Origin of the sequence: Citrobacter sp. Cc139, assembly GCF_030334645.1 — a bacterium.
Classification (GTDB): Bacteria; Pseudomonadota; Gammaproteobacteria; order Enterobacterales; family Enterobacteriaceae; genus Citrobacter; species Citrobacter werkmanii.
Window position 1 is genome coordinate 102,998 of record NZ_JAOWDM010000082.1, and the last position, 26,960, is coordinate 129,957.

Annotated in this window: 30 protein-coding genes and 1 pseudogene; 11 read left to right on the forward strand and 20 right to left on the reverse strand. The window is 51.5% G+C overall.

Translation table 11 applies throughout. The features are described from left to right. Positions 1-17: 17 nt before the first annotated feature. The 6 genes from OGV69_RS12675 to OGV69_RS12700 all read right to left on the reverse strand — a co-directional run bounded on the left by OGV69_RS12675 (position 18) and on the right by OGV69_RS12700 (position 4,435). Positions 18-512, reverse strand: coding sequence for a putative pterin-binding protein (locus OGV69_RS12675; protein ID WP_038640347.1), 495 nt, complete (start codon positions 510-512; stop codon positions 18-20). A gap of 400 nt (positions 513-912) precedes the next feature. Next, complete coding sequence (locus OGV69_RS12680) at positions 913-1,554, reverse strand: helix-turn-helix transcriptional regulator (protein ID WP_069324208.1); 642 nt, start codon at positions 1,552-1,554, stop codon at positions 913-915. A gap of 124 nt (positions 1,555-1,678) precedes the next feature. Beyond that, entirely contained in the window at positions 1,679-2,647 is a 969-nt protein-coding gene (locus OGV69_RS12685) for a threo-3-hydroxy-L-aspartate ammonia-lyase (protein ID WP_069324207.1), read from the reverse strand. 27 nt (positions 2,648-2,674) lie between these two features. After that, positions 2,675-3,070 carry a RidA family protein gene (locus OGV69_RS12690; RefSeq protein ID WP_069324206.1) on the reverse strand — a complete coding sequence of 132 codons (396 nt, stop codon included), beginning with the start codon at positions 3,068-3,070 and terminating at the stop codon, positions 2,675-2,677. A 225-nt stretch (positions 3,071-3,295) separates the two neighbouring features. Continuing rightward, on the reverse strand, positions 3,296-3,604 hold the full coding sequence (locus OGV69_RS12695) for a monooxygenase (protein ID WP_038640354.1): 309 nt from the start codon (positions 3,602-3,604) through the stop codon (positions 3,296-3,298). A gap of 39 nt (positions 3,605-3,643) precedes the next feature. Next, positions 3,644-4,435 (reverse strand): PhzF family phenazine biosynthesis protein, encoded by a 792-nt coding sequence (locus OGV69_RS12700; RefSeq protein WP_038640355.1) that lies wholly within the window; start codon positions 4,433-4,435, stop codon positions 3,644-3,646. A gap of 134 nt (positions 4,436-4,569) precedes the next feature. Here OGV69_RS12700 and OGV69_RS12705 point away from each other — a divergent pair, with 134 nt between their 5' ends. Continuing rightward, entirely contained in the window at positions 4,570-5,268 is a 699-nt protein-coding gene (locus OGV69_RS12705; protein ID WP_038640357.1) for an RluA family pseudouridine synthase, read from the forward strand. Positions 5,269-5,306: 38 nt separating this feature from the next. Here OGV69_RS12705 and mdtK read toward each other — a convergent pair whose 3' ends face one another. Then, the gene (gene mdtK / locus OGV69_RS12710; protein WP_038640359.1) at positions 5,307-6,680 is read right to left on the reverse strand and encodes a multidrug efflux MATE transporter MdtK; all 1,374 of its coding nucleotides are present in this window, start codon (positions 6,678-6,680) and stop codon (positions 5,307-5,309) included. A 217-nt stretch (positions 6,681-6,897) separates the two neighbouring features. On the opposite strand from mdtK, the gene OGV69_RS12715 reads away from it, so the two are divergent. Next, complete coding sequence (locus OGV69_RS12715; protein WP_038640361.1) at positions 6,898-7,539, forward strand: riboflavin synthase; 642 nt, start codon at positions 6,898-6,900, stop codon at positions 7,537-7,539. Positions 7,540-7,586: 47 nt separating this feature from the next. On the opposite strand, the gene cfa is transcribed toward OGV69_RS12715, so the two are convergent. Continuing rightward, positions 7,587-8,735 carry a cyclopropane fatty acyl phospholipid synthase gene (gene cfa, locus OGV69_RS12720; RefSeq protein ID WP_069324205.1) on the reverse strand — a complete coding sequence of 383 codons (1,149 nt, stop codon included), beginning with the start codon at positions 8,733-8,735 and terminating at the stop codon, positions 7,587-7,589. 290 nt (positions 8,736-9,025) lie between these two features. Then, positions 9,026-10,231, reverse strand: a complete 1,206-nt coding sequence (punC, locus tag OGV69_RS12725) for a purine nucleoside transporter PunC (protein WP_069324204.1) — start codon at positions 10,229-10,231, stop codon at positions 9,026-9,028. Between the two features lie 113 nt (positions 10,232-10,344). Between punC and punR the strand changes: the two genes are divergently transcribed. Then, the gene (gene punR / locus OGV69_RS12730) at positions 10,345-11,277 is read left to right on the forward strand and encodes a DNA-binding transcriptional activator PunR (protein WP_038640367.1); all 933 of its coding nucleotides are present in this window, start codon (positions 10,345-10,347) and stop codon (positions 11,275-11,277) included. Here punR and purR read toward each other — a convergent pair. Further along, positions 11,274-12,299, reverse strand: coding sequence for an HTH-type transcriptional repressor PurR (gene purR / locus OGV69_RS12735; RefSeq protein WP_038640368.1), 1,026 nt, complete (start codon positions 12,297-12,299; stop codon positions 11,274-11,276). The genes punR and purR overlap by 4 nt on opposite strands. A gap of 297 nt (positions 12,300-12,596) precedes the next feature. Here purR and cydH point away from each other — a divergent pair, with 297 nt between their 5' ends. Then, positions 12,597-12,686 carry a cytochrome bd-I accessory subunit CydH gene (gene cydH, locus OGV69_RS12740; protein ID WP_003029209.1) on the forward strand — a complete coding sequence of 30 codons (90 nt, stop codon included), beginning with the start codon at positions 12,597-12,599 and terminating at the stop codon, positions 12,684-12,686. A 175-nt stretch (positions 12,687-12,861) separates the two neighbouring features. Then, a complete protein-coding gene (locus OGV69_RS12745; protein WP_069324203.1) occupies positions 12,862-14,031 on the forward strand; it encodes an MFS transporter in 1,170 nt (389 codons plus the stop codon). Between the two features lie 39 nt (positions 14,032-14,070). Here the strand turns inward: OGV69_RS12745 and sodB are convergent, their stop codons facing one another. Together sodB and OGV69_RS12755 are read right to left on the reverse strand one after the other, a co-directional pair. Then, a complete protein-coding gene (gene sodB, locus OGV69_RS12750; protein ID WP_069324202.1) occupies positions 14,071-14,652 on the reverse strand; it encodes a superoxide dismutase [Fe] in 582 nt (193 codons plus the stop codon). 127 nt (positions 14,653-14,779) lie between these two features. Beyond that, positions 14,780-15,610, reverse strand: coding sequence for a C40 family peptidase (locus OGV69_RS12755; protein ID WP_038640372.1), 831 nt, complete (start codon positions 15,608-15,610; stop codon positions 14,780-14,782). A gap of 334 nt (positions 15,611-15,944) precedes the next feature. Here OGV69_RS12755 and grxD point away from each other — a divergent pair, with 334 nt between their 5' ends. Next, the gene (grxD, locus tag OGV69_RS12760) at positions 15,945-16,292 is read left to right on the forward strand and encodes a monothiol glutaredoxin 4 (RefSeq protein WP_003832760.1); all 348 of its coding nucleotides are present in this window, start codon (positions 15,945-15,947) and stop codon (positions 16,290-16,292) included. 53 nt (positions 16,293-16,345) lie between these two features. On the opposite strand, the gene rnt is transcribed toward grxD, so the two are convergent. The 4 genes from rnt to OGV69_RS12780 form a co-directional block, all read right to left on the reverse strand. Then, positions 16,346-16,993 (reverse strand): ribonuclease T, encoded by a 648-nt coding sequence (gene rnt / locus OGV69_RS12765; protein ID WP_038640374.1) that lies wholly within the window; start codon positions 16,991-16,993, stop codon positions 16,346-16,348. Between the two features lie 95 nt (positions 16,994-17,088). After that, complete coding sequence (gene gloA, locus OGV69_RS12770) at positions 17,089-17,496, reverse strand: lactoylglutathione lyase (protein WP_038640376.1); 408 nt, start codon at positions 17,494-17,496, stop codon at positions 17,089-17,091. Positions 17,497-17,593: 97 nt separating this feature from the next. Beyond that, positions 17,594-18,691, reverse strand: coding sequence for an alkene reductase (locus OGV69_RS12775; protein ID WP_204563467.1), 1,098 nt, complete (start codon positions 18,689-18,691; stop codon positions 17,594-17,596). A gap of 54 nt (positions 18,692-18,745) precedes the next feature. Continuing rightward, positions 18,746-19,345 carry a TetR/AcrR family transcriptional regulator gene (locus tag OGV69_RS12780; RefSeq protein WP_038640379.1) on the reverse strand — a complete coding sequence of 200 codons (600 nt, stop codon included), beginning with the start codon at positions 19,343-19,345 and terminating at the stop codon, positions 18,746-18,748. A gap of 100 nt (positions 19,346-19,445) precedes the next feature. On the opposite strand from OGV69_RS12780, the gene OGV69_RS12785 reads away from it, so the two are divergent. The 3 genes from OGV69_RS12785 (at position 19,446) to sodC (ending at position 21,237) form a co-directional block, all read left to right on the forward strand. Next, on the forward strand, positions 19,446-19,685 hold the full coding sequence (locus tag OGV69_RS12785) for a DUF1289 domain-containing protein (protein WP_038640381.1): 240 nt from the start codon (positions 19,446-19,448) through the stop codon (positions 19,683-19,685). Positions 19,686-19,734: 49 nt separating this feature from the next. Next, complete coding sequence (locus OGV69_RS12790; protein ID WP_069324199.1) at positions 19,735-20,631, forward strand: aldo/keto reductase; 897 nt, start codon at positions 19,735-19,737, stop codon at positions 20,629-20,631. An 81-nt stretch (positions 20,632-20,712) separates the two neighbouring features. After that, positions 20,713-21,237 (forward strand): superoxide dismutase [Cu-Zn] SodC, encoded by a 525-nt coding sequence (gene sodC, locus OGV69_RS12795; protein ID WP_038640384.1) that lies wholly within the window; start codon positions 20,713-20,715, stop codon positions 21,235-21,237. On the opposite strand, the pseudogene OGV69_RS12800 reads toward sodC, so the two are convergent. From OGV69_RS12800 to OGV69_RS12810, 3 genes and pseudogenes are all read right to left on the reverse strand, one after another. Continuing rightward, a pseudogene (locus OGV69_RS12800) lies at positions 21,213-23,253 on the reverse strand (FUSC family protein). The gene sodC and the pseudogene OGV69_RS12800 overlap by 25 nt on opposite strands. After that, positions 23,250-24,113 (reverse strand): efflux RND transporter periplasmic adaptor subunit, encoded by an 864-nt coding sequence (locus tag OGV69_RS12805; RefSeq protein ID WP_038640386.1) that lies wholly within the window; start codon positions 24,111-24,113, stop codon positions 23,250-23,252. Before OGV69_RS12805 ends, OGV69_RS12800 begins: the two are co-directional and overlap by 4 nt. Before the next feature lie 2 nt (positions 24,114-24,115). Continuing rightward, on the reverse strand, positions 24,116-24,352 hold the full coding sequence (locus OGV69_RS12810) for a DUF1656 domain-containing protein (RefSeq protein WP_069324197.1): 237 nt from the start codon (positions 24,350-24,352) through the stop codon (positions 24,116-24,118). A 192-nt stretch (positions 24,353-24,544) separates the two neighbouring features. On the opposite strand from OGV69_RS12810, the gene slyA reads away from it, so the two are divergent. Beyond that, entirely contained in the window at positions 24,545-24,985 is a 441-nt protein-coding gene (slyA, locus tag OGV69_RS12815) for a transcriptional regulator SlyA (protein WP_019076732.1), read from the forward strand. A 46-nt stretch (positions 24,986-25,031) separates the two neighbouring features. Here the strand turns inward: slyA and slyB are convergent, their stop codons facing one another. After that, a complete protein-coding gene (gene slyB, locus OGV69_RS12820) occupies positions 25,032-25,499 on the reverse strand; it encodes an outer membrane lipoprotein SlyB (RefSeq protein ID WP_003029175.1) in 468 nt (155 codons plus the stop codon). Positions 25,500-25,772: 273 nt separating this feature from the next. On the opposite strand from slyB, the gene anmK reads away from it, so the two are divergent. After that, the gene (anmK, locus tag OGV69_RS12825) at positions 25,773-26,894 is read left to right on the forward strand and encodes an anhydro-N-acetylmuramic acid kinase (RefSeq protein WP_069324196.1); all 1,122 of its coding nucleotides are present in this window, start codon (positions 25,773-25,775) and stop codon (positions 26,892-26,894) included. Positions 26,895-26,960 lie beyond the last annotated feature (66 nt).

Sequence of the window (26,960 nt, forward strand, 5' to 3'; positions counted from 1 at the left end):
GATGTTCCTCTGAACGCTTACTCAATATCCATTCTACTGACCTGCCATGCTGACCTTGAGTAATAAATCTGATTATTCAGTTCAGATATGCTGTCATAGGGATACACAATGAATAACGGCCCTTTATCACGGATTTGCATATATTTTCCGTTGATTTTTAAAGCAAGAATGACATTGTACTTCTTGAAATCATTGAGAGGGATAACGGTGGTGTAGTCATTGAGCGCAGTAACTTTTACAACCGTGCCTTTCGCCCCAACAAAATCCATGAGCTTTTGTAATGGAATACCCGTAAAAGTCGTGCGTCCATTATACCAGGGAGAAGTGGTCTGAAAACTTACCATGCCCAGTTTCTCGAGGCTGGCGGTATCAAAAGTGGCTTTCCCGTCTTCATTTGTATTTTCTATATTACCGGACACGGTTAAAAGGACTTTGCCCGTAGGTTTGGAAAGTTCACCCGCCCAGAGCTGTGTGGAGACGACCAAGCTTAACAACATGACAAATAACCGCATTCTGACCTCACCTGACTTCCGGATGTAAAAAGATTATAATTTAGATATTATGCTATTTATATATACTGTATGGACATTATTTTACAGTACGCCTGTTTCTTTTTTAACTTAATGAAATCAGTGGGTTAGTGTGGGGCCATTTTATGCATTGATTAAGTAAGGCCGATGCTGTCATTTAAAGTACCGCTAAAATTTACCCCGTCTGTATAAAAATAAGCTATCAATTCAGTCAGCGCAAATAAATACCTACGAATGCCAAGGTTTATTTTTTGCAGTCATAAGGTGTCGTTTTTTCGTTGGATGATAATTTCTGGCTGTAAAGCAGCCCCGTAAGTGGGCTTGCTGCGTGCCAGCAATGATTGACAGGCAAGTTGAGGCAGTTATGCCTGTCTGAATCAGCTTAATCGCGCATGTGTGCCGACTGGCGCGCATACAGGTAAGCGGTGGCTCGCGACACGCCTAAATGCTGCGCGACGGTATCCATTGATTTTCGTACGTTCAGCAAACCTTCTTTACGGAGTTGTTGAATCAATAACTTACGGTCTTCAGGTTTGAGCGCGCGCGCCGTGGTCGCGCGTTTAGCGGCAAAGTCATCAATACGCTGGCGAATAACTTCATTACTACCGGGATCGATATGTTCTTTTATGGGGGAGTCTTCGGTTTCAGTAAATTGTGCAAGCGCGCTCTGTATACCCCGAAACAACGTCATATCAACATTAAGGCACAGCGCCGCGACGTATTTACCGTCCTCATCCTTGATACCAATGGAAGTGCTTTTTACCGGACGACCATCAGCAAACTGATTGCTGTAGTTGGCGATGATGCTGGGAAAGTCTGGTGATGCTATGCGCGCCAGACCCAGTTCTGTTGCTGGTTGGCCTGGTTTACGTCCGGAAAGATTATTATGGATGGACAAAATGGCATGTTCAGGTTTTTTGAGGTCGTGAACAACCACTTCACAAAAGGGAGAAAAGGTCTCGCTTAACCCTCTGGCGATAGTATCAAGTTGGCTGAGAAGCGAGTTATTGTCGGTTTTTGGCATGCCAGTCTCCTGCAGTGGTGCCTTTTGCCACGATGACGAGCAGTTTACAGTGAGCAGGGTTCGCTTTTCCAGACGGGAATGTACAGACAGGAATAAGGTATCTGCATGGCAGATACCTTGCTTATCATCCAGCCAGCAATTCACCATAGCGGCTGATGTCCACGTTTCCACCGCTGATAATAATGCCGATTTTCTTACCCTGCAGTTCAGATTTCCGTGCTCTGGCGGCGGCAAAACCCAGACAGCCAGTTGGCTCTACGACGATTTTCATTCGTTCTGCGATAAATTTCATCGCGGTGACTAATTCAGTATCTGAGACAGTCAGAATATCGTTCACGTTTTGCTGAATAATCGCAAACGTATATTGCCCAAGGTGTTGAGTCTGAGCGCCATCGGCTATGGTTTTCGGTGTATCAATATGAACAATGTTGCCGCTGCGAAACGACTGCTGACCGTCATTGCCTGTCTCGGGTTCTACGCCATAGACCACACAGTCAGGGGAAAGATGCCTCGCTGCCAGTGCGGAACCGGATAGCAGGCCGCCGCCACCCAGACATACGAAAAGGACGTCTAACGGTCCCACTTCCTCAATCAACTCTTTCGTTGCGGTGCCCTGGCCCGCAATAACGTGCGGATGATCGTAAGGAGGGATCAGCGTCAGCCCTTGTTTCTCAGCCAGGTCCTGACCAATTTTTTCTCTGTCTTCAGTATAGCGATCGTAAATCACTACATTTCCGCCATACCCTTTGGTCGCGGCAACTTTGGCAGCCGGGGCATCATGCGGCATGATAATTGTCGCCGGAATCCCCAATAATTTTGCCGACAAGGCTATGGCTTGCGCATGATTCCCCGAAGAAAAGGTCACGACGCCCGCAGCCCGTTGTTGTGGCGTGAACTGGCGTAGCGCATTCATAGCGCCGCGAAATTTGAACGCGCCCATTCTCTGGAAGTTTTCGCATTTAAAGAAGACTTCAGCGCCAAATTCTTCATTAACCGTGCGGGACGTCATTACCGGCGTTTTGTTGGCATAATTTGCGATGCGCTCTGCCGCAGCGACAATATCGTTATAATCAGGCAGTGTCATATCAGTCATTTTTATTCACCTGTATACAGTTATAAATCAGGCCTGTGGGGCCAAAGCCATCGCTTCGATTTCTACGGCAAAACCGTAATGAAGTTCGGCAACGCCAGCGACAGCACGGGCAGGGCGAAAATCACCGATCCACTCACCATAGATCCTGTTAAATGTCGGCCACTGGTTGATATCCGTCACATAGACACGCACTGAAACCAGATGTTGCCGCGAGACTCCAGCACCAGCCAGACAGGCATCGACATTTTGTAAGGCCAGTCTGGTTTGTTCTTCAAAAGACGCATCGGCTTTTTTTTCGCCATCCAGGGTGACTGGCAGTTGCCCGGAAATGAACACAAAACCACCTGCTGTTGTACTGTGCGAGTAATGACCCGCCGGGGGGAAACTTCCTGGTGAAGCATTGAGCGTAATGTCTGGGGACATAAGCGATCTCCTGTGTTTTTGGTAATTCAATTTGTATAAAATAATACTGTTTGTATTATTTATACGCCTTCATGCTCCGGTCGGCTAGTGATAGTTTTCATGGGCGTTGATTTTGTGAACTAAAACAAACGTGACACACGCTATATAGCGGATGTTGGGATATGAGTGAGGGAAAAACTGGGGGAGGAGGTATCGCCCCAGAACGGGGCGTTTAAGCCAATAACGTTAGCCAATATGACCGTGGTTAATCTTACTCAATGGCTCATTGATATCGAAGATTTTGAAAAACACTTCTTCCACACCCAGATGCTTCAGGCGGGCAGTATGTTTTTTGATATAAGCCTGTGCGGAGTCTTGATCCTGAAACAGATAGATGCCACCAGCTTCATGATTGGCTTCGTTCTCGGTCCAGATTTTCCAGATAAAGCCCGGCTCCTGATTGATGGATTCGGCCAGTTCGACAAGTTGCTGCGACATCTCGGCGCCAAACGGACCATGAAAATTAAAGTGAATCTGCACCAGTTTGTTCGACATATATCCTCCCTGGATTGGGTTGTGTAACGGATAAGAGGGTTAGCGTAGCAGCACTTTACCCGTCAGGTAAGTGGTTGCCTGCCCGCCAATATAAACGCGAGAGTCCGCCAATTGACAGCGTAAATCTCCCCCGCGTTCAGATACCTGACGCGCCAACATTTCTGTTTTATTCAGTTTTGCGGCCCAGTAAGGAATGAGCATGCTATGCGCCGAACCCGTGACGGGATCTTCTGCGACGGCCTCGCCCGGGCAGAAGAAACGGCTGACAAAATCATATTCCCCGTCGCCAGGCGCGGTAATACAAACCATTTTGCCTAGTGGAACCATGGCGTGGATATTCGGACGTACAGCCTCGACCTGGTGCTGATCCTCCAACACCACCATGTAATCGCGCCCCACGCGAACTTCTTTATATTCTGTTATGCCCAACGCTTCCAGCAGTAAGGCGGGCGGTACGACAGGCTCGCTTTGCCAGGCAGGAAAATCAAGCGTCAGCCATTCACCGCTGCGTGTGACCATCAGCGGACCTACAAATCGGGTGGCAAAATGGATCGTCGTGTCCGGGTAATCCAGATGTTCGAAAATCACATGCGCCGCGGCAAGCGTGGCATGCCCACAGAGATTAATTTCTCCCTGCGTGGTAAACCAACGTAGCTCAAAGCCATTATCATTGGCGACAAAGAAAGCGGTTTCCGACTGGTTATGCTGCTGCGCCATTTTTAATAATGTTTCATCGGGCAGCCAGTCCGTGAGGGGACATACAGCGGCGGCATTACCAGCAAACGTCGTGGTGCTAAAGGCGTCTACCATATAAAAATCGATTTGTTGCACTGTGTAACCCTCTCTTTGCACTCGGGATAACCTCCACTCTACCATGTAATGATTGCCATTAGTTACGCGGGTCGATTCGCCAGTGCAGTGAAAATTCGTTATCATCCATGCCCACATTCCATCCTGGCCGTCTGATGTCTACAATCCTTGATACCTTTATTGCCCCGCCTTGTCATGACCAGATAGAGATTCTCTATCAGGACGAGCATCTGGTGCTTATCAATAAACCCACAGGGCTGCTTAGCTTGTCGGGGAAAAATCCGCAGAATCTCGATTCGGTACATCACCGGCTGGTACAGATTTATCCCGGTTGCACGTTGGTCCATCGGCTTGATTTCGGCACCTCCGGGCTGATGGTGGTGGCACGTAACAAAGGTATTAACGCCGCGCTGTGCCAGCAGTTTAGTCAGCGCATGGTGACGAAGGTATACAGCGCGCTGTTATGCGGGCATTTGGAAAACAATGCAGGGATTATCGACGCAGCGATTAGCAAAGATCCGGCGCGGTTTCCGCTGATGACGATTTGCGCCGTTAACGGCAAGCCCGCGCGTTCGCGTTATCAGGTTGTTGAGCGTTTTCTCCATCGCCAGAAGGACGGGGGATTACTCCCCTTAACGCGGGTACAACTGACGCCTGAAACCGGGCGTACCCATCAACTCCGGATCCACTGTCAGCAGTTGGGACATCCTATTTTGGGGTGCGATTTGTATGGTGGGCGTTTGCTGCCAGGTACAGAACTCACCCCGCGACTGATGCTGCATGCCAGCGCATTGCGTTTCAGGCATCCTGTCAGCGAACAGTGGGTGAATGCCGAAAACGCCAGTCCCTTTTGAAGGCGTAAAAAAGCCGCCAGACGGCGGCTATTGTGAGCTTATCGTGCAGCGCGTTGCAAAATGACGGCAGACGGCTGGCGTTGCAGATAACGCATCCGCAGCATCATTAATACGGCCGCAGAGGTCAGACCGATAATAAAGCCCATCCAAAAACCTGCAGGTCCCATCCTGTCGACCACCAGATCGGTAAGCGCCAGAATATAGCCGCTTGGCAGACCCAGCACCCAGTAGGCTGTAAAGGTGATAAAGAAGATAGAGCGCGTGTCTTTATAACCGCGCAGGACACCGCTGCCAATAACCTGGATAGAGTCCGATATTTGATACACTGCGGCCAGCAACATGAGTTGCGCCGCCAGAGCGACAACTTCCGGATTATCGTTGTAGAGCAGGGCAATGTGCTCACGGAAGGTCACGGTGAAAATCGCCGTTATTACCGCCATGCAGACACCAACGCCCAAACCCGTTCTGGCCGCCGTTTGCGCCTCAAGCGTGGAACCTTGACCCAAACGATAACCGACACGAATAGTGACGGCGGCAGCCAGCGACATCGGCAAAACGAACATTAACGAACTAAAGTTCAGCGCGATTTGGTGCCCGGCCACATCGACGATCCCCAGCGGGGAAACCAGTAGCGCAACCACAGCAAACAACGTCACTTCAAAAAATAACGCCAGCGCGATGGGTAAACCCAGTTGTACCAGACGCTTCATCACTGCAGTGTCTGGCTTCTGGAATCCTCGCTCATTACGGATGTCACGCATTGAACGCGCGTGTTTGACGTAAGACAGCATGGCGGCAAACATCACCCAGTAAACCGCCGCCGTGGCCACGCCACAGCCTACGCCGCCAAGTTCCGGCATACCTAAATGACCATAGATGAAAACATAGTTAACCGGGATGTTCACCAGCAGGCCGATAAACCCCATCACCATCGCCGGTTTAGTCTTGGCCAGGCCTTCGCATTGGTTACGGGCTACCTGGAAAAACAAATATCCCGGCGCGCCCCACAGCAATGCGCGCAGATAACCGACGGCTTTATCGGCCAGCGCCGGGTCGATGTTATGCATGGAGCGGATGATATAACCCGCATTCCACAGCACGACCATAATCAAAACGGAGACGCTACCAGCCAGCCAGAACCCCTGGCGTATCTGATGGGCGATACGATCGCGGCGGCCGGAGCCATTGAGTTGGGCGATTACCGGCGTCAACGCCAGCAGGAGTCCGTGGCCAAACAGAATAGCCGGCAGCCAGATCGACGTACCAATGGCGACGGCCGCCATATCCGTCGCGCTGTATCCGCCCGCCATGACGGTATCGACGAACCCCATTGCGGTTTGAGCGATTTGCGCAAGAATCACCGGTATTGCCAGAGCTAATAACTGACGCGCTTCACTTACATACTTTTGCACGTGTACACCACTATATTGTTGTTATTTGAGAGACTAAAAAAGCCGCCTTATATGGCAGCAAGGAGAAAAAGCTGGGGAAATTTCAGTCTATTGTAGCGAGGAATACGTAATTCTCCAGTGAAAAAACAGGCAGCGGTGGCGCACTGCTGGCAACCTGAATTTCCACCTGCTATTGTGCTGGGCAGAGATGTCTTAATTGAGTTCAGGAGTAAGAAGTATGTTTACGGGTATTGTGCAGGGCACCGCAAAATTGGTGTCCATTGATGAAAAACCAAATTTTCGTACGCATGTCGTGGAGTTGCCTGAATATATGCTTGATGCGCTGGAGACCGGCGCATCGGTTGCCCACAATGGCTGTTGCCTGACGGTAACCGAAATCAACGGTAATCACATAAGCTTCGATCTGATGAAAGAGACGCTGCGTATCACCAACCTGGGCGACCTGAAGGTCGGGGATATGGTTAACGTTGAGCGTGCGGCAAAATTCAGCGATGAGATTGGCGGGCATTTAATGTCGGGCCATATTATGACCACCGCCGAGGTGTCGAAAATTCTGACTTCGGAAAATAACCGGCAGGTATGGTTTAAAGTTCAGGACCCATCGCTGATGAAATATATCCTGTATAAGGGGTTTATCGGCATTGACGGCATCAGCCTGACGGTCGGCGAAGTCACGCCAACGCGCTTTTGCGTGCATTTGATCCCGGAAACGCTGGAGCGTACGACGCTGGGTAAGAAAAAGCTGGGCGCGCGGGTTAATATCGAAATCGATCCGCAAACGCAGGCGGTTGTTGATACCGTTGAACGTGTGCTGGCTGCGCGTGAAAGCGCCATCAGTAACATAGCGGGCGAGGCCTGAGTCCGGCCTGAAACAAAATGCCCCCGTGAGTACGGGGGCGGCAGCCATTAGCGGGGGACGCGCAGACCATGTTCGACACCGCGGGAGAAAACCACCTGCCAAAGCTGGATATCGCGAGCACGAAACGCACCGGCGCAGGCGTTCAGGTAATAGCTGAACATCCGTTTAAAACGCTCGGTATAGTTATCGGCGATTTCAGGCCAGGAACGCATGAAGCGCTCGTGCCATGCCATCAGCGTGGTATCGTAATCCGCGCCAAAATTATGCCAGTCTTCCATCACAAAATGCGGCTCGCTGGCGTTGGCAATCTGGCGAACTGACGGTAAACAGCCGTTCGGGAAGATGTATTTATTGATCCACGGATCAACATTATTGTCGGTTTTATTCGAACCGATGCTGTGCAGTAAAAACAGACCGTCCGGCTTTAAATTGCGATCGACAACGTCGAAATAGGTGTTGTAGTTTTTCGGGCCGACATGCTCAAACATGCCGACGGAGACAATGCGATCAAATTTGTCGTTCAGGTCGCGGTAATCTTGCAGCAAAATGGTGACGTCCAGTCCCGCGCAACGCGCTTGCGCCATTTTCTGCTGCTCTGCCGAGATGGTCACACCTACCACGCTCACACCGTATTGTGATGCCATAAAATGGGACAAGCCACCCCAGCCGCAACCAATATCGAGCACCCGCATTCCCGGCTTTAACTGCAATTTTTCGGCAATCATTTTTAACTTCGCCTGTTGGGCAGATTCCAGGGTATCGGCATCTTTCCAGTAGGCGCAGGAATACTGCATGTAAGGATCAAGCATGCGGCTAAAGAGGTCGTTGCCCAGATCGTAATGTTCTTTGCCGACAACCCAGGCGCGCTTTTTGGTCTGTAAATTAAACAGTCGTGCCGTGGCGATACGTAAGGTATCTTTGAAGTGGCGGGGGAGTTGATTTTCAAGCCCGGCGCGCAATACCTTAGTGAAAAATATGTCCAGCCGATCGCACTCCCACCAGCCATCCATATAGCTCTCACCCAAACCTAACGATCCTTCCTGCAGTACGCGTTTGAAAAAATCGGGGTTCTTGACACGAATATCCGCCGCAGCCGAACCATTAATGGTAATGCCTGCACGGCTCAATAATTCATTGGTGATGCGGTACCAGTTATCATCCGGTACGCTGACGTCTTCTATACACGATGAACTCATAGCTTCTCCATCACTGGTCGGTGATCAGAACCTTAAAACAGCGTAGACGCTTTTTTGGGCTTTGTGAGAAATCTCACGGAATTAATCCGCGAATCTTTAATCCGACGTAGAACAGAGGAAGGGAGGAACCCTTACCGAAAAGGCCATCCGTGGAAAAACGGGAACGTTCTTGTCCCCGTTAATACCTAAAAATTATCGTTTTTGTAACAACTGGAAATCAGTATAAGCCTGATTTTTTGACGATTCAATAGAAAATTGTTAGCGGGCTAACTATGTGCCCGCGACAATTATTAGTGAGACTCACCGTGGGCAATTTGCGCCCGGTCATCTGTTTGACGGGTGTTATCGGTCTGCGATTGCATTTTGTAACCGAAGGCTGCCAGCAGCACTGTTGTCAGCATCACGCTGGTGGTGGTGAGCAGCGGGGTGGCGATCAGCCACGACACCACAAGACTTGCCAGGAAGCATAAACCCAGTTGCAGCGTATTTTGCAATGCGGCTGCGCGTCCTGTGGCCTGTGGGAAAGGACGTAACGCCTGAGCGACAACGATAGGATAGATTGCGCCGTTGGCAATCGCCATTACGCAGAATGGGATCAGAATTTCAGCCAGCGCAACATGATGAATAAAGCCGGTAGCCCAGGTGGCAACAACGCTAATGGCATAAAGAATCAGTAACCATGGCAGCATCTGACGACCTTGCCATTTTTGCAGCGCCGCACGGCAACCGTAACCACCAATTAAGAAGGCGATAGTTTGCGGAACATAGCTCAGGCCAATCACTGCCGGGCTGTAGCCCATTTCGCTAAGGATAAACGGTGAACCCGTCAGCCATGCGAAAAAGCTTGCGGAGCAGGCGGCATAAATCAGTACGTTTCCACGATAAGCTTTCGAGCGCAACAGTGTGGCGAAAGTCAGTTTATCCTGGCTGTCGTCGCGTGCTTTAACCGTCGGTTTTAAACGCAGGGCCGGAAGCATCAGAATCAGGGTAATAGCAAACAGGGTGGCGAAAATGGCCTGCCAGGAGAAATGGACCAGAATCCAGCTGCCCAATAACGGCGCGAGAGCCGGTGATAACCCGACCAGCGGCATAATGGTGGCAAAGATGCGGTTTACTTTTTGTGAAGGGTAATAGTCTGTAACCAGCGCCTGCCAGATAACCGACGCGGCACAGACGCCAACGGCCTGAATAAAGCGCAGCGCCAGCAAGCCAGTGGCGTTTTCAACCCACAGCATACCCAGACTACCCAGCGCAAAAATAGATAAACCCAACAGTAAAATCGGTTTACGGCCATAGCGGTCCGAGAGCGGTCCCCACAGTAGTTGTGCGACGGCGAAACCCGCTAAAAATAAACTTAGGCTGGCGCTGACGGCAGATGCAGGTGTTTGCAGATCGGACTGAATCGCGGCAAAGGCGGGCAGATACATATCCGTCGCCAGAAAGCCGAGCACGCTAAGGCCCGCCAACCAGACTAAAAAACCTTTCCCAGGTTGCATCATCATTTCTCTTTTTTTAGCAATAGAACAATGCCGCTGAGTGTAGTGAGTGTAATTCACGCTGTGAAACGCTAATATTTGCTTACTGATTTCAAATTTTTTGTAGGCAGAATATGTGGTCGGAATATTCACTTGAAGTGGTTGATGCGGTTGCACGCAACGGCAGTTTCAGTTCAGCCGCGCAGGAGTTACACCGCGTACCTTCGGCGGTAAGCTACACCGTGCGCCAACTGGAGGAGTGGCTGGCTGTACCGCTTTTTGAGCGACGCCATCGCGATGTGGAATTAACGCCTGCCGGCGCGTGGTTTTTAAAAGAAGGGCGCTCTGTTATCAAAAAAATGCAGATCACTCGTCAGCAATGTCAACAAATCGCCAACGGCTGGCGAGGACAACTGGCAATCGCGGTAGATAACATTGTCCGTCCCGAACGTACCCGACAGATGATTGTAGATTTCTATCGCCACTTTGATGATGTGGAACTGCTGGTTTTTCAGGAAGTCTTTAATGGTGTCTGGGATGCGCTTTCCGATGGGCGTGTAGAGCTGGCTATTGGCGCCACACAGGCCATTCCGGTAGGGGGGCGCTATACCTTCCGCGACATGGGCATGCTGAGCTGGAGCTGCGTGGTGGCCAGCCATCATCCGCTGGCGTCAATGTCGGGGCCGCTAAGCGATGATACGTTGCGCAACTGGCCGTCACTGGTGCGCGAAGATACCTCGCGTACATTGCCGAAGCGTATAACCTGGTTACTGGACAACCAAAAGCGCGTTGTGGTGCCTGACTGGGAATCTTCCGCAACCTGTTTATCTGCGGGATTGTGTGTAGGCATGGTACCAACACATTTTGCCAAGCCGTGGATTGATAGCGGTAAATGGGTGTCGCTGCAGTTGGAGAATCCCTTTCCTGATGCCGCGTGTTGTCTGACATGGCAACAGAACGATACCTCGCCAGCACTGAGCTGGTTGCTGGACTATTTAGGCGATAGCGAAACGCTGAATAAAGAATGGTTGCGGGAGCCAGATGAGGCCCCCGCACAACAGGCTTAACGACGATAATCGCGGAATGGACCGTCAGCAACGGAGCGGCGTTCTACCAGGCGCGGATGAACCTCGATAGACTGCGACTCTTCGCGTTTATTCACGATGCGGTCTAACAGCATATTAAAGGCCGTTTCACCCAGTGAATCCTTAGGCTGGTGAATGGTGGTCAGCGCTGGCGTGAAGAAGCGGGCGTTGCGCACGTTATCATAACCGATGAGCGAGACATCCTGCGGTACGCGCAGTCCCATCTCATCAGCGGCGCACAGCGCGCCCATCGCCATGATATCGCCACCGCAGAAGACGGCGGTCGGACGATGCGACTGTGAAAGAATTTGCTGCATGGCGCGATAACCGGATTCAGGTTCAAAATCGCCCTGTACAATCCAGTTTTCGGGAACCTTAATCAGCGCTTCTTCCATCGCTTTCATAAAGCCAGCCAGACGACCGGCCCCGGTATTCCGCTCCATCGGGCCCGGGATCGCGCCAATCTCGCGATGGCCGCGTTCTATCAGATACCGACCCGCCATGTAACCGCCCTCGAAAGCGTTATCAATGACCGTATCGGTAAAATCAGCTTTAGCTTCGCCCCAGTCCATAACAACCATCGGAATATGGCGATACTCTTCGAGCATCGAAAGCAGCGATTCCGGATACTCAGAACACATCACTAACAGACCATCAACGCGCTTTTGCGCCATCATCGACAGATAGGCCTGCTGCTTTTCAAGACTGTTCCATGCGTTGCCCAGAATCAGGGTATAGCCTTTCTGGAAACAGTTTTTCTCAACGGCTTCGATAATTTCGGCGAAATAGGCCGCTTCGCTGCTGGTCGCCAGCAAGCCGATAGACTTGGTGTGATTCACCTTCAGGCTGCGCGCAACTGCGCTTGGAGAATAGTGCAGCTCTTTGATCGCAGCCCAAACCGCATTACGCGTTTCTTCCGCGACAAAGCGCGTCTTGTTAATTACGTGTGATACGGTTGTAGTGGAAACGTTTGCTCGCTTCGCTACATCTTTAATTGTTGCCATTACATCTCACTCCAGACCATATCCTAAGCTCCTGAGAATACTCCAGGTAAACGTTTGCCTTCACACACCCTTAACGCAACGTAGGGGTTGCGGCACGCCGGGAAAACGACACGGAACGTCAGGAAGGGGTCAATGGCCGGTACGCTAATCAAGTAAGCGTGGAATTTTGTCTGATCTTAACGAAAAGGGGAAGAGTTAAAAGCAGTTATCAATATAAATCGTGAGAGATTTTTGCTTTCAAGTGTGTAAAAATGCGCAATATCACTTTTTGTGTGGGAATAAAAAGGAGAAAACTTGATGAGCACCGATCTGAAATTTTCGTTAGTGACTACCATTATTGTTCTGGGTTTGATCGTCGCGGGTGGCCTGACCGCAGCGCTGCATTGATTTCCCCGAGGGAGTTAGCTCTCCCTCATCCTTTCCGCATCTATTCCCCCTCTATTGTTTGCGAATAAGCAAAAGTCTTTTGCAATTTTGTTAACTTTATTAATTTTGCGATCAATGTCATGCTTTTGACTCTTATTTTATGTCGCGCCACGGCTCGACGTTACGGAGTCGATATATGAAAATCAATTATCCCTTACTGGCGCTGGCGATTGGCGCGTTTGGCATTGGCACCACCGAATTTTCGCCAATGGGATTATTGCCCGTGATTGCCAAAGGGGTGGATGTCTCGATTCCCGCGGCCGGGATGCTGATTAGCGCGTATGCGGTTGGCGTGATGGTGGGGGCTCCGCTGATGACACTGCTGCTGTCCCATCGCGCGCGACGTAATGCGCTGATATTCCTGATGACTATTTTCACGCTGGGCAACGTGCTTTCCGCTATCTCGCCGGATTACACCACGCTGATGCTGTCACGTATTTTGACCAGTCTTAATCACGGCGCCTTTTTTGGTCTCGGCTCTGTGGTCGCCGCAAGCGTGGTACCTAAACATAAGCAAGCCAGTGCCGTGGCAACCATGTTTATGGGGTTAACGATTGCCAATATTGGCGGTGTTCCCGCGGCGACGTGGCTTGGTGAGACAATCGGCTGGCGGATGTCGTTTATGGTGACGGCGGGTCTGGGCGTCATCGCTATGGTCAGCCTGTTCTTCTCATTACCGAAAGGTGGGGCAGGAGCGCGCCCTGATGTCCGCAGTGAACTGGCGGTACTTATGCGCCCACAGGTGCTGTCGGCTCTGCTGACCACTGTGCTGGGCGCAGGCGCGATGTTCACGCTTTATACTTACATCTCGCCGGTGCTGCACAGCATTACCCATGCCACACCGGCGTTTGTGACCGGAATGCTGGTATTAATTGGCGTCGGATTCTCGATCGGAAACTATCTTGGCGGCAAACTGGCGGATCGTTCTGTCAACGGTACGCTTAAAGGCTTTTTGCTGTTGTTGATGGTTATTATGCTGGCCATTCCCTTCCTCGCGCGTAATGAGCTAGGGGCGGCGGTCAGTATGGTCGTCTGGGGCGCGGCGACGTTTGCGGTGGTTCCGCCGTTACAGATGCGGGTGATGCGCGTTGCCAGCGAAGCGCCAGGGTTATCATCGTCAGTCAACATTGGCGCGTTTAACCTGGGAAATGCGTTAGGTGCGGCAGCCGGTGGGGCGGTGATTTCCGGTGGTCTGGGCTACAGTTTTGTACCCGTGATGGGAGCGATTGTGGCGGGGCTTGCGTTACTGCTGGTCTTTATCTCGGCAAGAAGGCAATCTGAAGAAGTCTGCACTGCCTCCAGCTAAGGCTAAAACGCAGAAGGGGGGCCCTTCTGCGTTATCATTTTATGCTGCGAAGTTCATCGCAACAAATTCCCAGTTCACCAGCGCCCAGAAGTGCTCCAGGTAGCCAGGACGGGCATTGCGATAATCGATGTAGTAGGCGTGTTCCCATACGTCAACGGTCATCAGCGGCGTCGCGTCGGTCGTCAGCGGAGTACCTGCGTTGGAAGTAGAAACGATAGCCAGTTTGCCATCCGTTCCTTTAACCAGCCAGGTCCAGCCAGAACCGAAGTTTTTGATAGCGGCATCGGTGAATTGCGCTTTGAAATCCGCAAAGCTGCCAAAGGAGGCGGCAATTGCATCGGCCAGTTTACCGGTCGGCTCGCCACCTGCGTTCGGCGCCAGGCAGTTCCAGTAGAACGTGTGGTTCCATACCTGTGCAGCATTATTGAATACACCGCCTTCAGAGCTACGAACGATCTCTTCCAGTGATTTACCTTCAAACGCCGTGCCTTTGATCAGGTTGTTCAGGTTGGTCACGTAGGTTTGATGGTGTTTGCCATAGTGGTATTCCAGCGTTTCGGCAGAAATGTGCGGTGCCAGAGCATCTTTGGCATACGGTAATGCAGGTAATTCAAACGACATTGCTTCTCTCCTTATTATTTATATTGAGTACACACAATAGCCTCATTGTGAGTAAGGATAGGGTAGCAAATTGAAAGGTTATGCAAAAGAAGAACTTACCCTACAGCATGTTCTGTAGGGTAAGTTTTTAGCGAATTGTTTTTGGTGTCATTACCCGACGCGCGCCGACATAGTGGCGCTGCCAGTAATCTTCGCTCAGAGAAGTGATTTGAATTTCCTGACCGCTGCGCGGTGACTGAATAAATTTACCGTTACCCACGTAAACACCGACGTGATCGGCTGTGCCGCGACCTTGGGTGCGGAAAAAGACCAGGTCACCGTTTTTCAGCTCGCCACGTTCAATCGGTGCGGCGTCACGCAGGTGGTACATTTCATTCGCCGTACGCGGAATGCGGAATTTAACCAGATCTTTATAGGCGTAATAGACCAGACCGCTGCAATCAAAGCCGGTTCTTGGCGAAGAGCCGCCCCAACGGTAAGGTTTGCCGATTTGGTTCATCAGGGTGGACATAGCGGTTTTCGTCGCTTTCTGCACTTTAACTTTATGCGCCTCAGCAAGCGTTGTCGGTGCGGCGGTTTTCACTTTCACACAGCGCGGCTTATGACCTTTGCGCGGCGTGCATTTTTCAGTCCAGGTAACGGCAGCGGTCTGTGCTGCGGCATTTTTACTGCGACGGTTTACCGTTTTAGTCGATTTTGCCGGAGTGGCTGTGCGTTTTTTAGAAGAGGAGGCTGTTTTGCTACTGGTTTTGCTGGTGGTTTTTGTCGCCGATTTCTTGTTGGTCCTGGCTGTTTTTTGGCTGGTTGTTGCGCTTTTCTTTTTATCTACCGTTTTGACGGTGTGGGAACTGGTAGGTGTCGTCCTGGCCTGCTTGGAAGCATGCGCCATAGGCGTAAAAGGCAGTGTAGTAAAAAGTAAAGCACAGAGCGTGATCGAGATTCGGTTTATCCGCGCCACTGAGCAGTCCTCTGTTAAGGCAGGTCTATCATACCTGCGTGTGATTTTCAAAACTTGATGATTCTAATCTATCGAAACGGGGAAAGTTAATAGCTTTTTTTGTTTAACGCGGCGTTTCGTTACCGACCGCAAAAAAAAACAGCAAATCAAAGTGTAGCCGGTGAATAAATAATCAAAACCATACACTTCGAGCGGGTAAGTAAGATTAAGAATGCAACTTTTAACGGCAGGCGATAAAATAATAACGCGTAATGAAAATGTTATTTTCCGTTGCCTGCCTGACCCGCTACAATGTCAGACTACTGCCGTAAAAGAAGTTTAAGGAAGCAAGATAATGAGCACCACTATCGAAAAAATCCAGCGCCAGATCGCTGAAAACCCAATTCTCCTGTACATGAAGGGTTCCCCTAAACTGCCAAGCTGCGGTTTCTCCGCTCAGGCCGTACAGGCGCTGTCCGCCTGTGGTGAACGCTTTGCTTATGTTGATATTCTGCAGAACCCGGATATTCGCGCCGAGCTGCCGAAATACGCAAACTGGCCGACCTTTCCACAGCTGTGGGTTGATGGCGAGCTGGTTGGCGGTTGTGACATTCTCATTGAAATGTACCAGCGCGGTGAGTTGCAGCAGCTGATTAAAGAAACAGCGGCGAAATACAAAACCGAAGAGCCGGACGCTGAGTAATATCAGCTGAAATAAAAAAGCGACCTGTGAGGGTCGCTTTTTTTATCGGTCCGTTATGCGTCTTCCGGTACGGGGAGAGGCCAGCCGCCGAGGCGTTTCCAGCGGTTAACGATTTCACAAAACAGCACGGCCGTACGTTCGGTATCATACAGCGCCGAGTGCGCCTGAGTGCCATCAAATTCCATTCCTGCCGCCAGGCATGCTTTTGATAACACAGTTTGCCCCAGCGACAGACCGCTTAATGCCGCAGTATCAAAGGTAACGAACGGGTGAAACGGGTTACGTTTCAGTGAGGCGCGTTCTGCAGCGGCCATCATAAAACTGTGGTCGAATGTGGCGTTATGCGCCACCATGATTGCCCGATTGCAGCCGCTGTCTTTAATGCCTTTACGTACCATTTTAAAGATGGCATGCAGAGCGTCGTATTCGCTGACCGCGCCACGTAAAGGATTGTTAGGGTCAATACCGTTAAAGGCGAGCGCTTCAGGCTGCAAATTTGCCCCTTCAAACGGCTCTACGTGGAAATGTAACGTCGTGTCCGGCATCAGCCAGCCTTGTTCATCCATTTTCAATGTGATGGCTGCGATCTCAAGTAGCGCATCGGTTTTGGCATTAAACCCTGCGGTTTCGACATCAATGACGACAGGGTAAAAACCACGAAAACGGTCACACAGACCGGAAAGTTGAGCGTTATCGGACATCTGGGTCTCTTAATACGGGAAAATTGCAGCGCGTATTATGGCAAAATGATGATGATAAAACTACGGGCACAGACGATCTGCGCCCGAGGGGGAGGTTAGTCGCCCAGGCCGCGCCCGGCGTCTTTCTCTTCAATTAATTCAATTTTGTAGCCGTCCGGATCTTCAACAAACGCGATCACGGTTGTGCCGCCTTTTACCGGGCCAGCTTCACGCGTCACGTTACCACCGTTCTGACGAATACGTTCGCAGGCTTCAGCCGCGTTGTCTACGCTCAGGGCGATATGACCGTAGGCTGTGCCCAGCTCATAGTTGTCAACGCCCCAGTTATAGGTCAGTTCGATCACGGCTTCACTGGTTTCAGGACCGTAGCCAACAAAGGCCAGAGAGTACTTGTATTCAGGGTTTTCGCTGGTACGCAGCAGCTTCATGCCCAGCACGTTGGTATAAAACTCGATGGAACGCTGCAGGTCACCCACGCGCAGCATGGTATGAAGTAAACGCATCTTTTTCCCCTTCGAAAATGGCTAATACATTCAAAATGTTGTTTTAGTATAGCGGCGTTGTTACGCCGCTATCAATGGCAGAACGGAGATTGTGACGTTAGAGGGTCGGGTAATCGGTGTAACCTTCCGCGCCACCGCCGTAGAAGCTTTCGGCACGCTGTGGGTTCAGTTCCGCTTTATGTTGCAGACGCGTCACCAGATCCGGGTTAGCGATATAAGCGCGACCAAAAGCAACGGCGTCGATCAGACCTTTCTCGATCAGCGTTTCGGCTTTTTCAGGCGTGTAAGCGCCCGCGCCAATGATCGGACCGTGGAAACGGGCACGCACTTTCTCGCGGAACGCGTCGGAATACGGCTCACCACCAGCCCAGTCCGGTTCAGACATATGCAGATAAGCGATACCGCGCTTGCCCAGTTGTTCAATCAGATACAGCGCGTCGGCTTCTTCATTCGGACCGTTGTCGACGTTCTGGAAAGAGCCAATCGGAGAGACGCGAATGCCAATGCGATCGGCACCCCATTCTTTAATACCGGCATCGACAACTTCCAGCACCAGACGCGCACGATTCTCGACGCTACCGCCGTATTGATCGGTACGCTGGTTAGAGGTTGGCGACAGGAACTGGTGCAGCAGGTAGCCGTGGGCGGAGTGCAGTTCTACCATGTCGAAACCCGCTTCACGCGCGTTAGCAATTGCCTGACGGAAATCATTAACGATACCCGGAATTTCTTCCGTTTCGAGTGCGCGCGGCATAGTCGTATCGGCACGCGTCGCCAGACCGTTTTCATCGCGCAGTGAGGTGCGGGTACCGGCGCTAATCGCGGAAGGTGCTACCGGTGGCTGGCCGTTTGGCTGCAGACTGGCGTGGGAGATGCGCCCGGTGTGCCACAACTGGACAGCAATATGACCTTGCTCAGCATGTACGGCTGCAGTGATTTTCTTCCATGCGGCAATCTGCGCTTCGCTGTGTAGTCCCGGCGCACCGGCATAGCCTTTCGCCTGGGCGGAAATCTGCGTCGCTTCACTGATGATGAGTCCCGCGCTGGCGCGTTGACGGTAATACTCGGCCATCAGCGGAGTAGGGATGTCGCCAGGCTCAATGCTGCGCAGACGCGTCAATGGCGCCATAAAAACGCGGTTTGCTGCCGTAATGGCACCCACTTTCAGTGGGGAAAACAATTTTTCAGATGACATGTGGTACTCCTGAATAGACCGGTCGTCTAGTAATAAAAGAAATAAAAACGCCTGTTAAACGGCAGGCGTTGTAATGATGGTTTTAACGTGCGCCAGCGCATTTTCCAGCGGCGTGGCGCTACGAGAAATCTTGGCCTGAAGATTGGCGCCCAGCCACAGCGCATACAAAACCTGCGCCTGCTGTAATGGCTCGCCAACAAAAGACAGACAATGATTGGCCTGACCTTTCTCCAGCGCCTGCGCCAGCAACGCAATAATGTGTCGCGCGCCTTTATCCATCGCGGTACGCATATCTTCTGACAGATCGCACACTTCGGCAGACAGTTTAACGGTTAAACAACCGCTAATAATGCCGTGCTGGCTAAACTGATTCAGGGTTTCCTGATAGTAAGCCAGAATCCTGTCGCGGTAATTTCCCGCCCCCGTATCAAAATGCGTAGCCAATCGCTGATGATAAGCCGCATAGTGGCGTTCCAGCATCGCGACGCCGAACGCTTCTTTTGAGCGAAAATAGTGATAAAACGAACCCTTAGGCACTTCAGCGGTTTTCAGTAGCTCACTCAGACCCATGCCGGTGAAGCCACGCTGCATGCACAGCAGCTCGCCAGTCGCCAGAAGATGTTCGCGTGTATCGTGTTCAGTGACTTTGTTCATGAAAGAAGCATAATAGACCAGTCGGTCTAATGCAATAGCGCTTGCGAGAAATTCAGTTAACGTCTTCAATAGATATATCAATCTTACTACAGGAGGGGATGTGGCCGAACAGCTGGAATTTTTCCCCGTCCAGAGCCCATGCCGTGGTATATGTCAGTCTGACGAGCGCGGCTTTTGCCGTGGCTGTTTTCGTAGCCGGGATGAGCGTTTTAACTGGCAAAAAATGAGCGATGCCGAAAAGCAGGACGTGCTGCGTCTTTGTCGTCAGCGCCTGATGCGTAAATTACGTGCAAACAAACCCAACCCGCCGGAAGAACCGCAACAACCTTCACTCTTTTAAAAGCGTAATTGCGTATACTCGATGCACATTCATTTATAAGGAAGCTGCTATGGTTCAGCGTATTACTATTGCGCCGCAAGGCCCGGAATTTTCTCGCTTTGTGATGGGTTACTGGCGCCTGATGGACTGGAATATGTCCACGCGTCAGTTAGTCAGCTTTATTGAAGAGCATCTTGACCTGGGCGTTACCACCGTCGATCACGCCGATATCTACGGCGGATACCAGTGTGAAGCAGCGTTTGGCGAGGCGATGAAGCTGGCTCCGCATTTACGTGAGAAAATGCAGATTGTCACCAAATGCGGGATCGCCACGACGGCACGCACGGAAAATGCGCTCGGGCACTACATTACCGACAGCGACCATATTATTGCCAGCGCGGAACAATCGTTAAAGCTGTTGGCGACCGATCATATTGATTTGCTGCTGATCCATCGTCCCGATCCACTGATGGATGCAGACGATGTGGCCGACGCATTTAAAAAATTGCACCATAGCGGCAAAGTGCGCCACTTTGGCGTCTCTAACTTTACCCCTGCGCAGTTCTCGCTGCTGCAATCGCGTCTGCCGTTTACTCTGGCGACCAACCAGGTTGAAATTTCACCGGTGCATCAGCCACTCCTGCTGGATGGCACATTAGATCAATTGCAACAGCTGCGTATCCGCCCGATGGCCTGGTCCTGCCTCGGAGGCGGTCGTCTGTTTAATGACGATGCCTTCCAGCCGCTGCGCAATGAACTGGCCGCGATCGCAGAAGAGTTGAACGCACAGTCTATTGAGCAGGTGGTGTACGCCTGGATCTTACGTCTGCCTTCGCAACCGCTGCCGATTATTGGTTCGGGTAAAATCGAGCGTGTTCGTGCCGCCATTGAGTCCGAAGCGCTGAACATGTCTCGCCAACAATGGTTCCGAATCCGTAAAGCCGCGCTCGGTTATGACGTGCCTTAATCGCGTTTTTGGCGCTTCACCGTTCAAATTTGTGTCACTGGTTTACACTTATCAATCAGACACCTTTTAGACGGAGGTCTTATGAAGCGTTTGAGTTTAGCCATTATTACCTTACTGGCCTGTGCAGGTGCGCAGGCTGCCAGTGAAGAAAAAGTGACGATGAATCTGGTGACGTCGCAAGGCGTCGGCCAGGCGATTGGTACTGTCTCAATTACTGAAACCGGAAAGGGGCTGGAATTTACCCCCGATTTGAAAGCGTTGCCGCCGGGTGAACATGGTTTCCATGTGCATGCCAACGGCAGCTGCCAACCGGCGATTAAAGACGGGAAGGCGTCAGCGGCGGAATCAGCGGGAGGACATTACGACCCTCACCAAACGGGTAAACACGAAGGCCCGGAAGGTGCAGGCCACATGGGTGACCTGCCGCTGCTGGTGGTGAATAACGATGGTAACGCCACAACACCGGTCGTTGCGCCCCGGCTTAAATCCCTGGATGAGGTAAAAGGTAAGGCGCTGATGATTCATGTGGGCGGCGATAATATGTCCGATCAACCGAAACCGCTTGGCGGTGGCGGAGCGCGCTACGCCTGTGGCGTTATCAAATAATCAGCTGCTTAGCGTACCCGGTGGTGGTGCCTGTTCAAGCTGTGACAGCGAGCAATGCAGCCGCCAGACGAGGGCCGACAACTCCTGCGCAGCAGGTTGGTGATGGTGGGCGAGCGTATCGCAGATACGTTGTAGCTCGCTTAGCGTGGCATTCAACGGTCGTTGTTGGACGCCGCGCTCACTCATCACGTCGCGAAGCAACGCGATACATACGTCCCTGACGCGAGCCAGCGGATCTGAGCGCGCCTCCCAGGTACGCAGTTGCCACACCACATGCGAGCAGTTCAGCAAGACAACCCCCCAACGTAATAACCAACGCCTCGCCAGCGCATCCTGACTGTTACTCAGCTGGCTGACGTGATGATAGGTCAACGATTCAAATTCATTCTCACTGAGTGCAGGATGTCGGCTGAGCTGATCGACAAAATCCCGACGTAGGGCGCGAATATGACGGCGGCTTTTCCGCGCATCCGATCCGGGGCGTAGAATGGCGAATGCCAGCCATGACAGCGCCACGCCGGTGATTTTCGCCAAATTGTCATTCAGAAAATCAGCAAAATCGTATACCGGGGGATTCGTTACCGCGATGAATGATCCCATAAACACGATAAGCTGCCCCCAAAGCCCCGCCAGCGCAGGCATTTGTAGCTTTAACAACTGCATAGTGGCGAGGAGCGGGAAGAGAAACAGGATGAACTGCCAGAGGTCGGTAATTTGTACCATCAAACCAAACTTGACCACAAAGCTAAACAGCGACAACAGAACCAACGTGCGCATTAACAAGGAAAGTGATTTGAAGGGCGTGGCAACGGCGGAATACAACACGCTGCTGATGGCCGCGAGCGTGAGTGCGCCAGATCCTGATTCCCATTGTGCGCCAATGCTCCATGCGCCGATAAGCATCAAAGTGCAGAACGTGCGCAACCCGCTCCAGATAGCTTCCGCATTATCGGTATGGCGGGCAAGCCCTGGCGTACGAGCAACATTGATACGTTCGGCGGTAACGCCATTTTCCAGCAAATGCAGGTAATGGCTGCTACGTAAGTAGAGGCGGCAAAAATAGCGCAGCCGTTGCCAGAAGGCGACGTGTCGATAATCGCGGGCATCGACGGGCCGCAGTGGGGCGATAATACGCGCGACGGTATAGCTGTCGGTATTGGATTTGACCAGCGCGCCAAGTAATTGCTCAATGATATCGCGGGTATTAGCGGGAGGGTTAGGCCAGTTCAGCAGCATTCTGCGCAGGCTGGAAATCACGCTGGTCATACGTAGCTGCTGATGCAACAGCGAATTGAGTAAGGCATTTTGGCGGCGAAAGCGGTAGTGACTCCAGAACGCCTGTATACGCAACAGGTTCATGGTCAGAATCTGACCGATAACACCTTCATGTGCCGTGCGGATGGCATCCGTTGTCTCCGGTTGCCAGAGCAAACTGGCATGTTCCAGCAAACGCGTATGCATGTTTTTCAGTGCTGTAAGCAACGTGGTGCCATCGGAGGTGCTGGGTAGGATCATCATCATCATACCCCCGCACAAGATGCCGACAATGACCTCGCATACGCGGGCCTGCGCGATATCCCATAACTGCGTGATCTCGACGGTATTGACCATGGGAAACGCGATGATCGCCGCCGTGTAACCCGCCAGTTGAAAGGCGTAGGCGACGTTATTAGTAAAATGCGCGCAGGCCCAGGTACAAAAGCCGATCCAGACTGACATGCTCAGCAGAAAAAGCCACGGTTCATTGAGGGTATGGCCGGCAATAATCAGTGCGGCTGTCGCGCCAAGTAAACTACCAGCTACACGGCCCAGGCTTTTGCTGATCACCCCGCCGACGGTAGGGAAACTCACCACCGCCGCCGAAGTCATCGCCCAATAGGGCTCGTCCAGATTGAGATAATAGGCGAAGGTTAACGCCAGACACATTGCAATGGTGTTACGCAGCGCATAACGCCACTGTGCCGGCGTGGCTTTAAACCATGGCCAATTGCCTGGCGTCAGGGGGGGCATTTTCATTTACGCTGGCCGATGGAGACGCTACAGGTGGTACCAGAAACCAGTGTGACATCCTGCGGCAAAGCGTCAAATTCAATGCGTACAGGGACACGCTGCGCCAGACGTACCCACGGCACGTTAGGTTTGATGTCGGGAATCAGACCGGAATCGCTTTCAACACTTTGGTCATAAATTGCGCGACCGATGCTGGAGACGTGACCCTGTAACTTAACGTTGCCGCTGTAGAGCGTAATTAACGCCGGTGCGCCTTCGCGTATGTGACGCAACTTCGTTTCTTCAAAATACCCCATTACATAAAAAGAGTGGCTGTCGACAAGAGCAAACAGCGGCTTACCGGTTGAGGCGTAGTCGCCGGTGCGGGTTGAAAGGTTGGTGACCCAGCCCGCTACGGGCGCTTTGACGACCGTTTGCGACAGTTGCCATTGCGCCTGGCGCAAACTGGCCTCGGCTGCTTCAACGCTTGCCTGCATCGCTTTTACGTTGAGGTTGGCGGTATCCAGATCTTCGGCTGAGATATAATTTTGCGATAAGTGACGACGGCGATTGGCTTCGTTATTCGCTTTTGCCAGATCGGATTGAGCTTTCGCCAGCTGTGCTTGCGCATTCAGTTCAGCAATGTGAAACGGCGTCTTGTCGATAGTAAACAGGACATCACCTTTATTCACGAACTGGTTATCTTTTATATTGAGTTCATTAATGCTGCCCGAAACCTGCGGTGTGATGCTGACCTGTTCTGCGCGCACTTTGCCATCACGTGTCCAGGGCGATTGCATATAGTAATTCCACATCCACCATCCGGCAAAAACTGCGATTGCAGCGACTATAATGGTTGAGAAGTATTTAATGGTTTTGAGCGACATAATCACCACACAATCAGCAGAACAAAGGCCAGACCTACGCTAAGCGTAAAGAGAGACAGATCCATCAACAGGGGATGCCAGATCTCACCGGAATAAATCCAGTCGCGCAGCAGGCGATGAATAACCAACCAGAGAATAAACCCTGCGACAAACGCCTTGAAAATGGGAGGGAAGTAGACAGATGCACCGATCATTAAATCTTGTAGGGGCAATCCTGTTGCATTAAACATAAACTTCACGGGCAAAATCCTTGACGGAAGAGAGCATTGCTATAGGTTTAGCAAAAAAGAGACGATGAGTCTCTGTAACACATAATGTCTGAAAAAATGTCAACCGGTAAGCAAATTTGGCAATACATTTGTTTTGAGAATACAAATGCTGCACACTATTCTAAAATCAGTACAATAACTTAGCAAGCTAATTATAAGGAGATGAAATTGGAATCGCCATTAGGTTCTGATCTGGCACGGTTGGTGCGCATTTGGCGTGCTCTGATTGACCATCGCCTGAAACCTCTGGAGTTGACGCAGACGCATTGGGTTACGCTGCACAACATTCATCAGTTGCCACCGGATCAATCGCAGATCCAGTTGGCTAAAGCGATAGGCATCGAACAGCCTTCGCTGGTACGTACGCTTGACCAGTTGGAAGAAAAGGGACTCATTTCACGACAGACTTGCGCCAGCGATCGTCGGGCAAAGAGAATTAAACTGACCGAGAAAGCCGAACCACTGATCGCAGATATGGAAGCGGTTATCAACAAGACACGTGGAGAGATTCTGGAAGGGATTTCAGCTGAGGAAATTGATCTGCTGATAAAACTGGTCGCCAGACTGGAACACAATATTATTGAACTGCAGTCTCAGGGCTGAGACGAGAGATAACGTGTGGCCAGAGCCTGACCACACGTAAATTCGATTAACGTGGAGACACGGTAACCTGGCTACCGTTATTCGCCATAACAACACGCTGACCCGCAGAGAATTTGGTCGCGCCCTGTTTCTGAACCACCATGATGGTATTACCATCATCCTTACGGATTTCCAGTTCGACACCCTGAGTTTTATTCATCGCGCCTTGCACGCCCTGGCCCGCAACGCCACCGGCAACTGCGCCTGCAGCCGTCGCTAATGAACGACCCGTACCGCCGCCGACGGTGTTACCCAGGAACCCGCCAAGCACCGCACCACCGATAGCGCCAATAACGTTTGCGTCATCGCCACCCTGGATTTGCACCGGACGAACATGAACAATCGTACCGTAGGTAACGTTCTGAACTTGTTTCGCTTCGGATGCGGTATATACGTCGCCTGAAAGGCTATCATTGTTCACGCAGCCCGCTAAAGATACGCCCATTAATGAAACAATCAGCACACGTTTAATCATTTACAAATCTCCTTTGTCACCACGAAACGCTAATAAAGCCCCATCATGGTTAAATTATATGGCATTTGTGAGCCTGAGGTCACATGTTCCACTGGCACAATATGAAAATCTTAACCGAAATCGGATCAACCGAGTATAAACGAATCATTCATATAATTGATGTAATTAAGCGACCGTTGGCATGATTTCCTCTCAAAAATCATTCAGGAAGCATGGCATTAGTCTGCACTTTATGGTTGAGTGTCAAGGCTAATTTGCTTAAAAGGATGACGTATGAAATCGGGCCGTTTTATCGGTGTTATGTCTGGAACCAGCCTTGATGGCGTCGATGTTGTGCTGGCGACAATAGATGAAACGATGGTTGCACAGCAGGCGAGTCTGACCTGGCCTATCCCTGGTCATGTAAAACAGGCGATTCTGGATATCTGCCAGGGGCAGCAGCTTACGCTTTCTCAGTTTGGTCAATTGGACGCGCAACTGGGTTATCTTTTTGCTGAGGCGGTAAATGCGCTACTGGCGAAGGAAAAATTGAAACCGCAGGATATCGTGGCGATTGGTTGCCACGGACAAACCGTGTGGCATGAACCGAACGGCGCCGCGCCGCACACGCTGCAAATTGGTGATAACAACCAGATTGTCGCGCGTACCGGGATAACCGTCGTCGGCGATTTTCGTCGACGTGACATCGCGCTCGGTGGGCAGGGCGCGCCACTTGTTCCTGCGTTTCATCAGGCACTGTTGGCTCATCCTACGGAACGGCGGATGGTGCTGAACATCGGCGGAATTGCCAATTTGTCTCTGCTTATTCCGCAACAACCCGTTCGTGGATACGACACCGGGCCGGGCAATATGCTGATGGATGCCTGGATCTGGCGGCAATGCGGTCAACCCTACGACAAAGATGCGCAGTGGGCCATTTCAGGAACGGTAGTCCTGCCGTTGCTGCAAAATATGCTTAACGACCCTTATTTTTCCACGCCCGCGCCCAAAAGCACTGGTCGTGAGTATTTCAATTACGGCTGGATAGAGCGTCATCTGGCGCAGTTCCCGGGAATCAGCCCACGCGATGTACAGGCAACGCTTGCCGAGCTGACGGCCGTCACCATTTCAGAGCAGGTCTTGTTAAGCGGCGGTTGCGATCGCCTCATGGTATGTGGAGGTGGAAGCCGTAATCCCCTGCTGATGATGCGTCTGGCGGCGTTATTGCCAGGTACCGAAGTTACCTCTACCGATGAAGCCGGGATCAGCGGCGACGATATGGAAGCGTTAGCCTTTGCCTGGCTGGCGTGGCGAACGCTGGCTGGATTACCGGGAAATTTACCTTCTGTGACCGGGGCGTCAGAGCCGAGCGTGTTAGGGGCGATTTATCCTGCCAATCCGCGAACTCAGAGTTAACTGAAATTATTCAGCGCGGCATACCGGTAAACTAGGGATATTAGGGAGGGTGCCATTACCCTCCGG

Coding starts and splice junctions, on each gene's coding strand:
- OGV69_RS12675 (WP_038640347.1), bottom strand. CDS start 512: ATGCGGTTATTTGTCATGTTGTTAAGCTTGGTCGTCTCCACACAGCTC.
- OGV69_RS12680 (WP_069324208.1), bottom strand. CDS start 1,554: ATGCCAAAAACCGACAATAACTCGCTTCTCAGCCAACTTGATACTATC.
- OGV69_RS12685 (WP_069324207.1), bottom strand. CDS start 2,647: ATGACTGATATGACACTGCCTGATTATAACGATATTGTCGCTGCGGCA.
- OGV69_RS12690 (WP_069324206.1), bottom strand. CDS start 3,070: ATGTCCCCAGACATTACGCTCAATGCTTCACCAGGAAGTTTCCCCCCG.
- OGV69_RS12695 (WP_038640354.1), bottom strand. CDS start 3,604: ATGTCGAACAAACTGGTGCAGATTCACTTTAATTTTCATGGTCCGTTT.
- OGV69_RS12705 (WP_038640357.1), top strand. CDS start 4,570: ATGTCTACAATCCTTGATACCTTTATTGCCCCGCCTTGTCATGACCAG.
- OGV69_RS12715 (WP_038640361.1), top strand. CDS start 6,898: ATGTTTACGGGTATTGTGCAGGGCACCGCAAAATTGGTGTCCATTGAT.
- cfa (WP_069324205.1), bottom strand. CDS start 8,735: ATGAGTTCATCGTGTATAGAAGACGTCAGCGTACCGGATGATAACTGG.
- punC (WP_069324204.1), bottom strand. CDS start 10,231: ATGCAACCTGGGAAAGGTTTTTTAGTCTGGTTGGCGGGCCTTAGCGTG.
- punR (WP_038640367.1), top strand. CDS start 10,345: ATGTGGTCGGAATATTCACTTGAAGTGGTTGATGCGGTTGCACGCAAC.
- purR (WP_038640368.1), bottom strand. CDS start 12,299: ATGGCAACAATTAAAGATGTAGCGAAGCGAGCAAACGTTTCCACTACA.
- cydH (WP_003029209.1), top strand. CDS start 12,597: ATGAGCACCGATCTGAAATTTTCGTTAGTGACTACCATTATTGTTCTG.
- OGV69_RS12745 (WP_069324203.1), top strand. CDS start 12,862: ATGAAAATCAATTATCCCTTACTGGCGCTGGCGATTGGCGCGTTTGGC.
- sodB (WP_069324202.1), bottom strand. CDS start 14,652: ATGTCGTTTGAATTACCTGCATTACCGTATGCCAAAGATGCTCTGGCA.
- grxD (WP_003832760.1), top strand. CDS start 15,945: ATGAGCACCACTATCGAAAAAATCCAGCGCCAGATCGCTGAAAACCCA.
- rnt (WP_038640374.1), bottom strand. CDS start 16,993: ATGTCCGATAACGCTCAACTTTCCGGTCTGTGTGACCGTTTTCGTGGT.
- gloA (WP_038640376.1), bottom strand. CDS start 17,496: ATGCGTTTACTTCATACCATGCTGCGCGTGGGTGACCTGCAGCGTTCC.
- OGV69_RS12775 (WP_204563467.1), bottom strand. CDS start 18,691: ATGTCATCTGAAAAATTGTTTTCCCCACTGAAAGTGGGTGCCATTACG.
- OGV69_RS12780 (WP_038640379.1), bottom strand. CDS start 19,345: ATGAACAAAGTCACTGAACACGATACACGCGAACATCTTCTGGCGACT.
- OGV69_RS12790 (WP_069324199.1), top strand. CDS start 19,735: ATGGTTCAGCGTATTACTATTGCGCCGCAAGGCCCGGAATTTTCTCGC.
- sodC (WP_038640384.1), top strand. CDS start 20,713: ATGAAGCGTTTGAGTTTAGCCATTATTACCTTACTGGCCTGTGCAGGT.
- OGV69_RS12805 (WP_038640386.1), bottom strand. CDS start 24,113: ATGTCGCTCAAAACCATTAAATACTTCTCAACCATTATAGTCGCTGCA.
- slyA (WP_019076732.1), top strand. CDS start 24,545: ATGAAATTGGAATCGCCATTAGGTTCTGATCTGGCACGGTTGGTGCGC.
- slyB (WP_003029175.1), bottom strand. CDS start 25,499: ATGATTAAACGTGTGCTGATTGTTTCATTAATGGGCGTATCTTTAGCG.
- anmK (WP_069324196.1), top strand. CDS start 25,773: ATGAAATCGGGCCGTTTTATCGGTGTTATGTCTGGAACCAGCCTTGAT.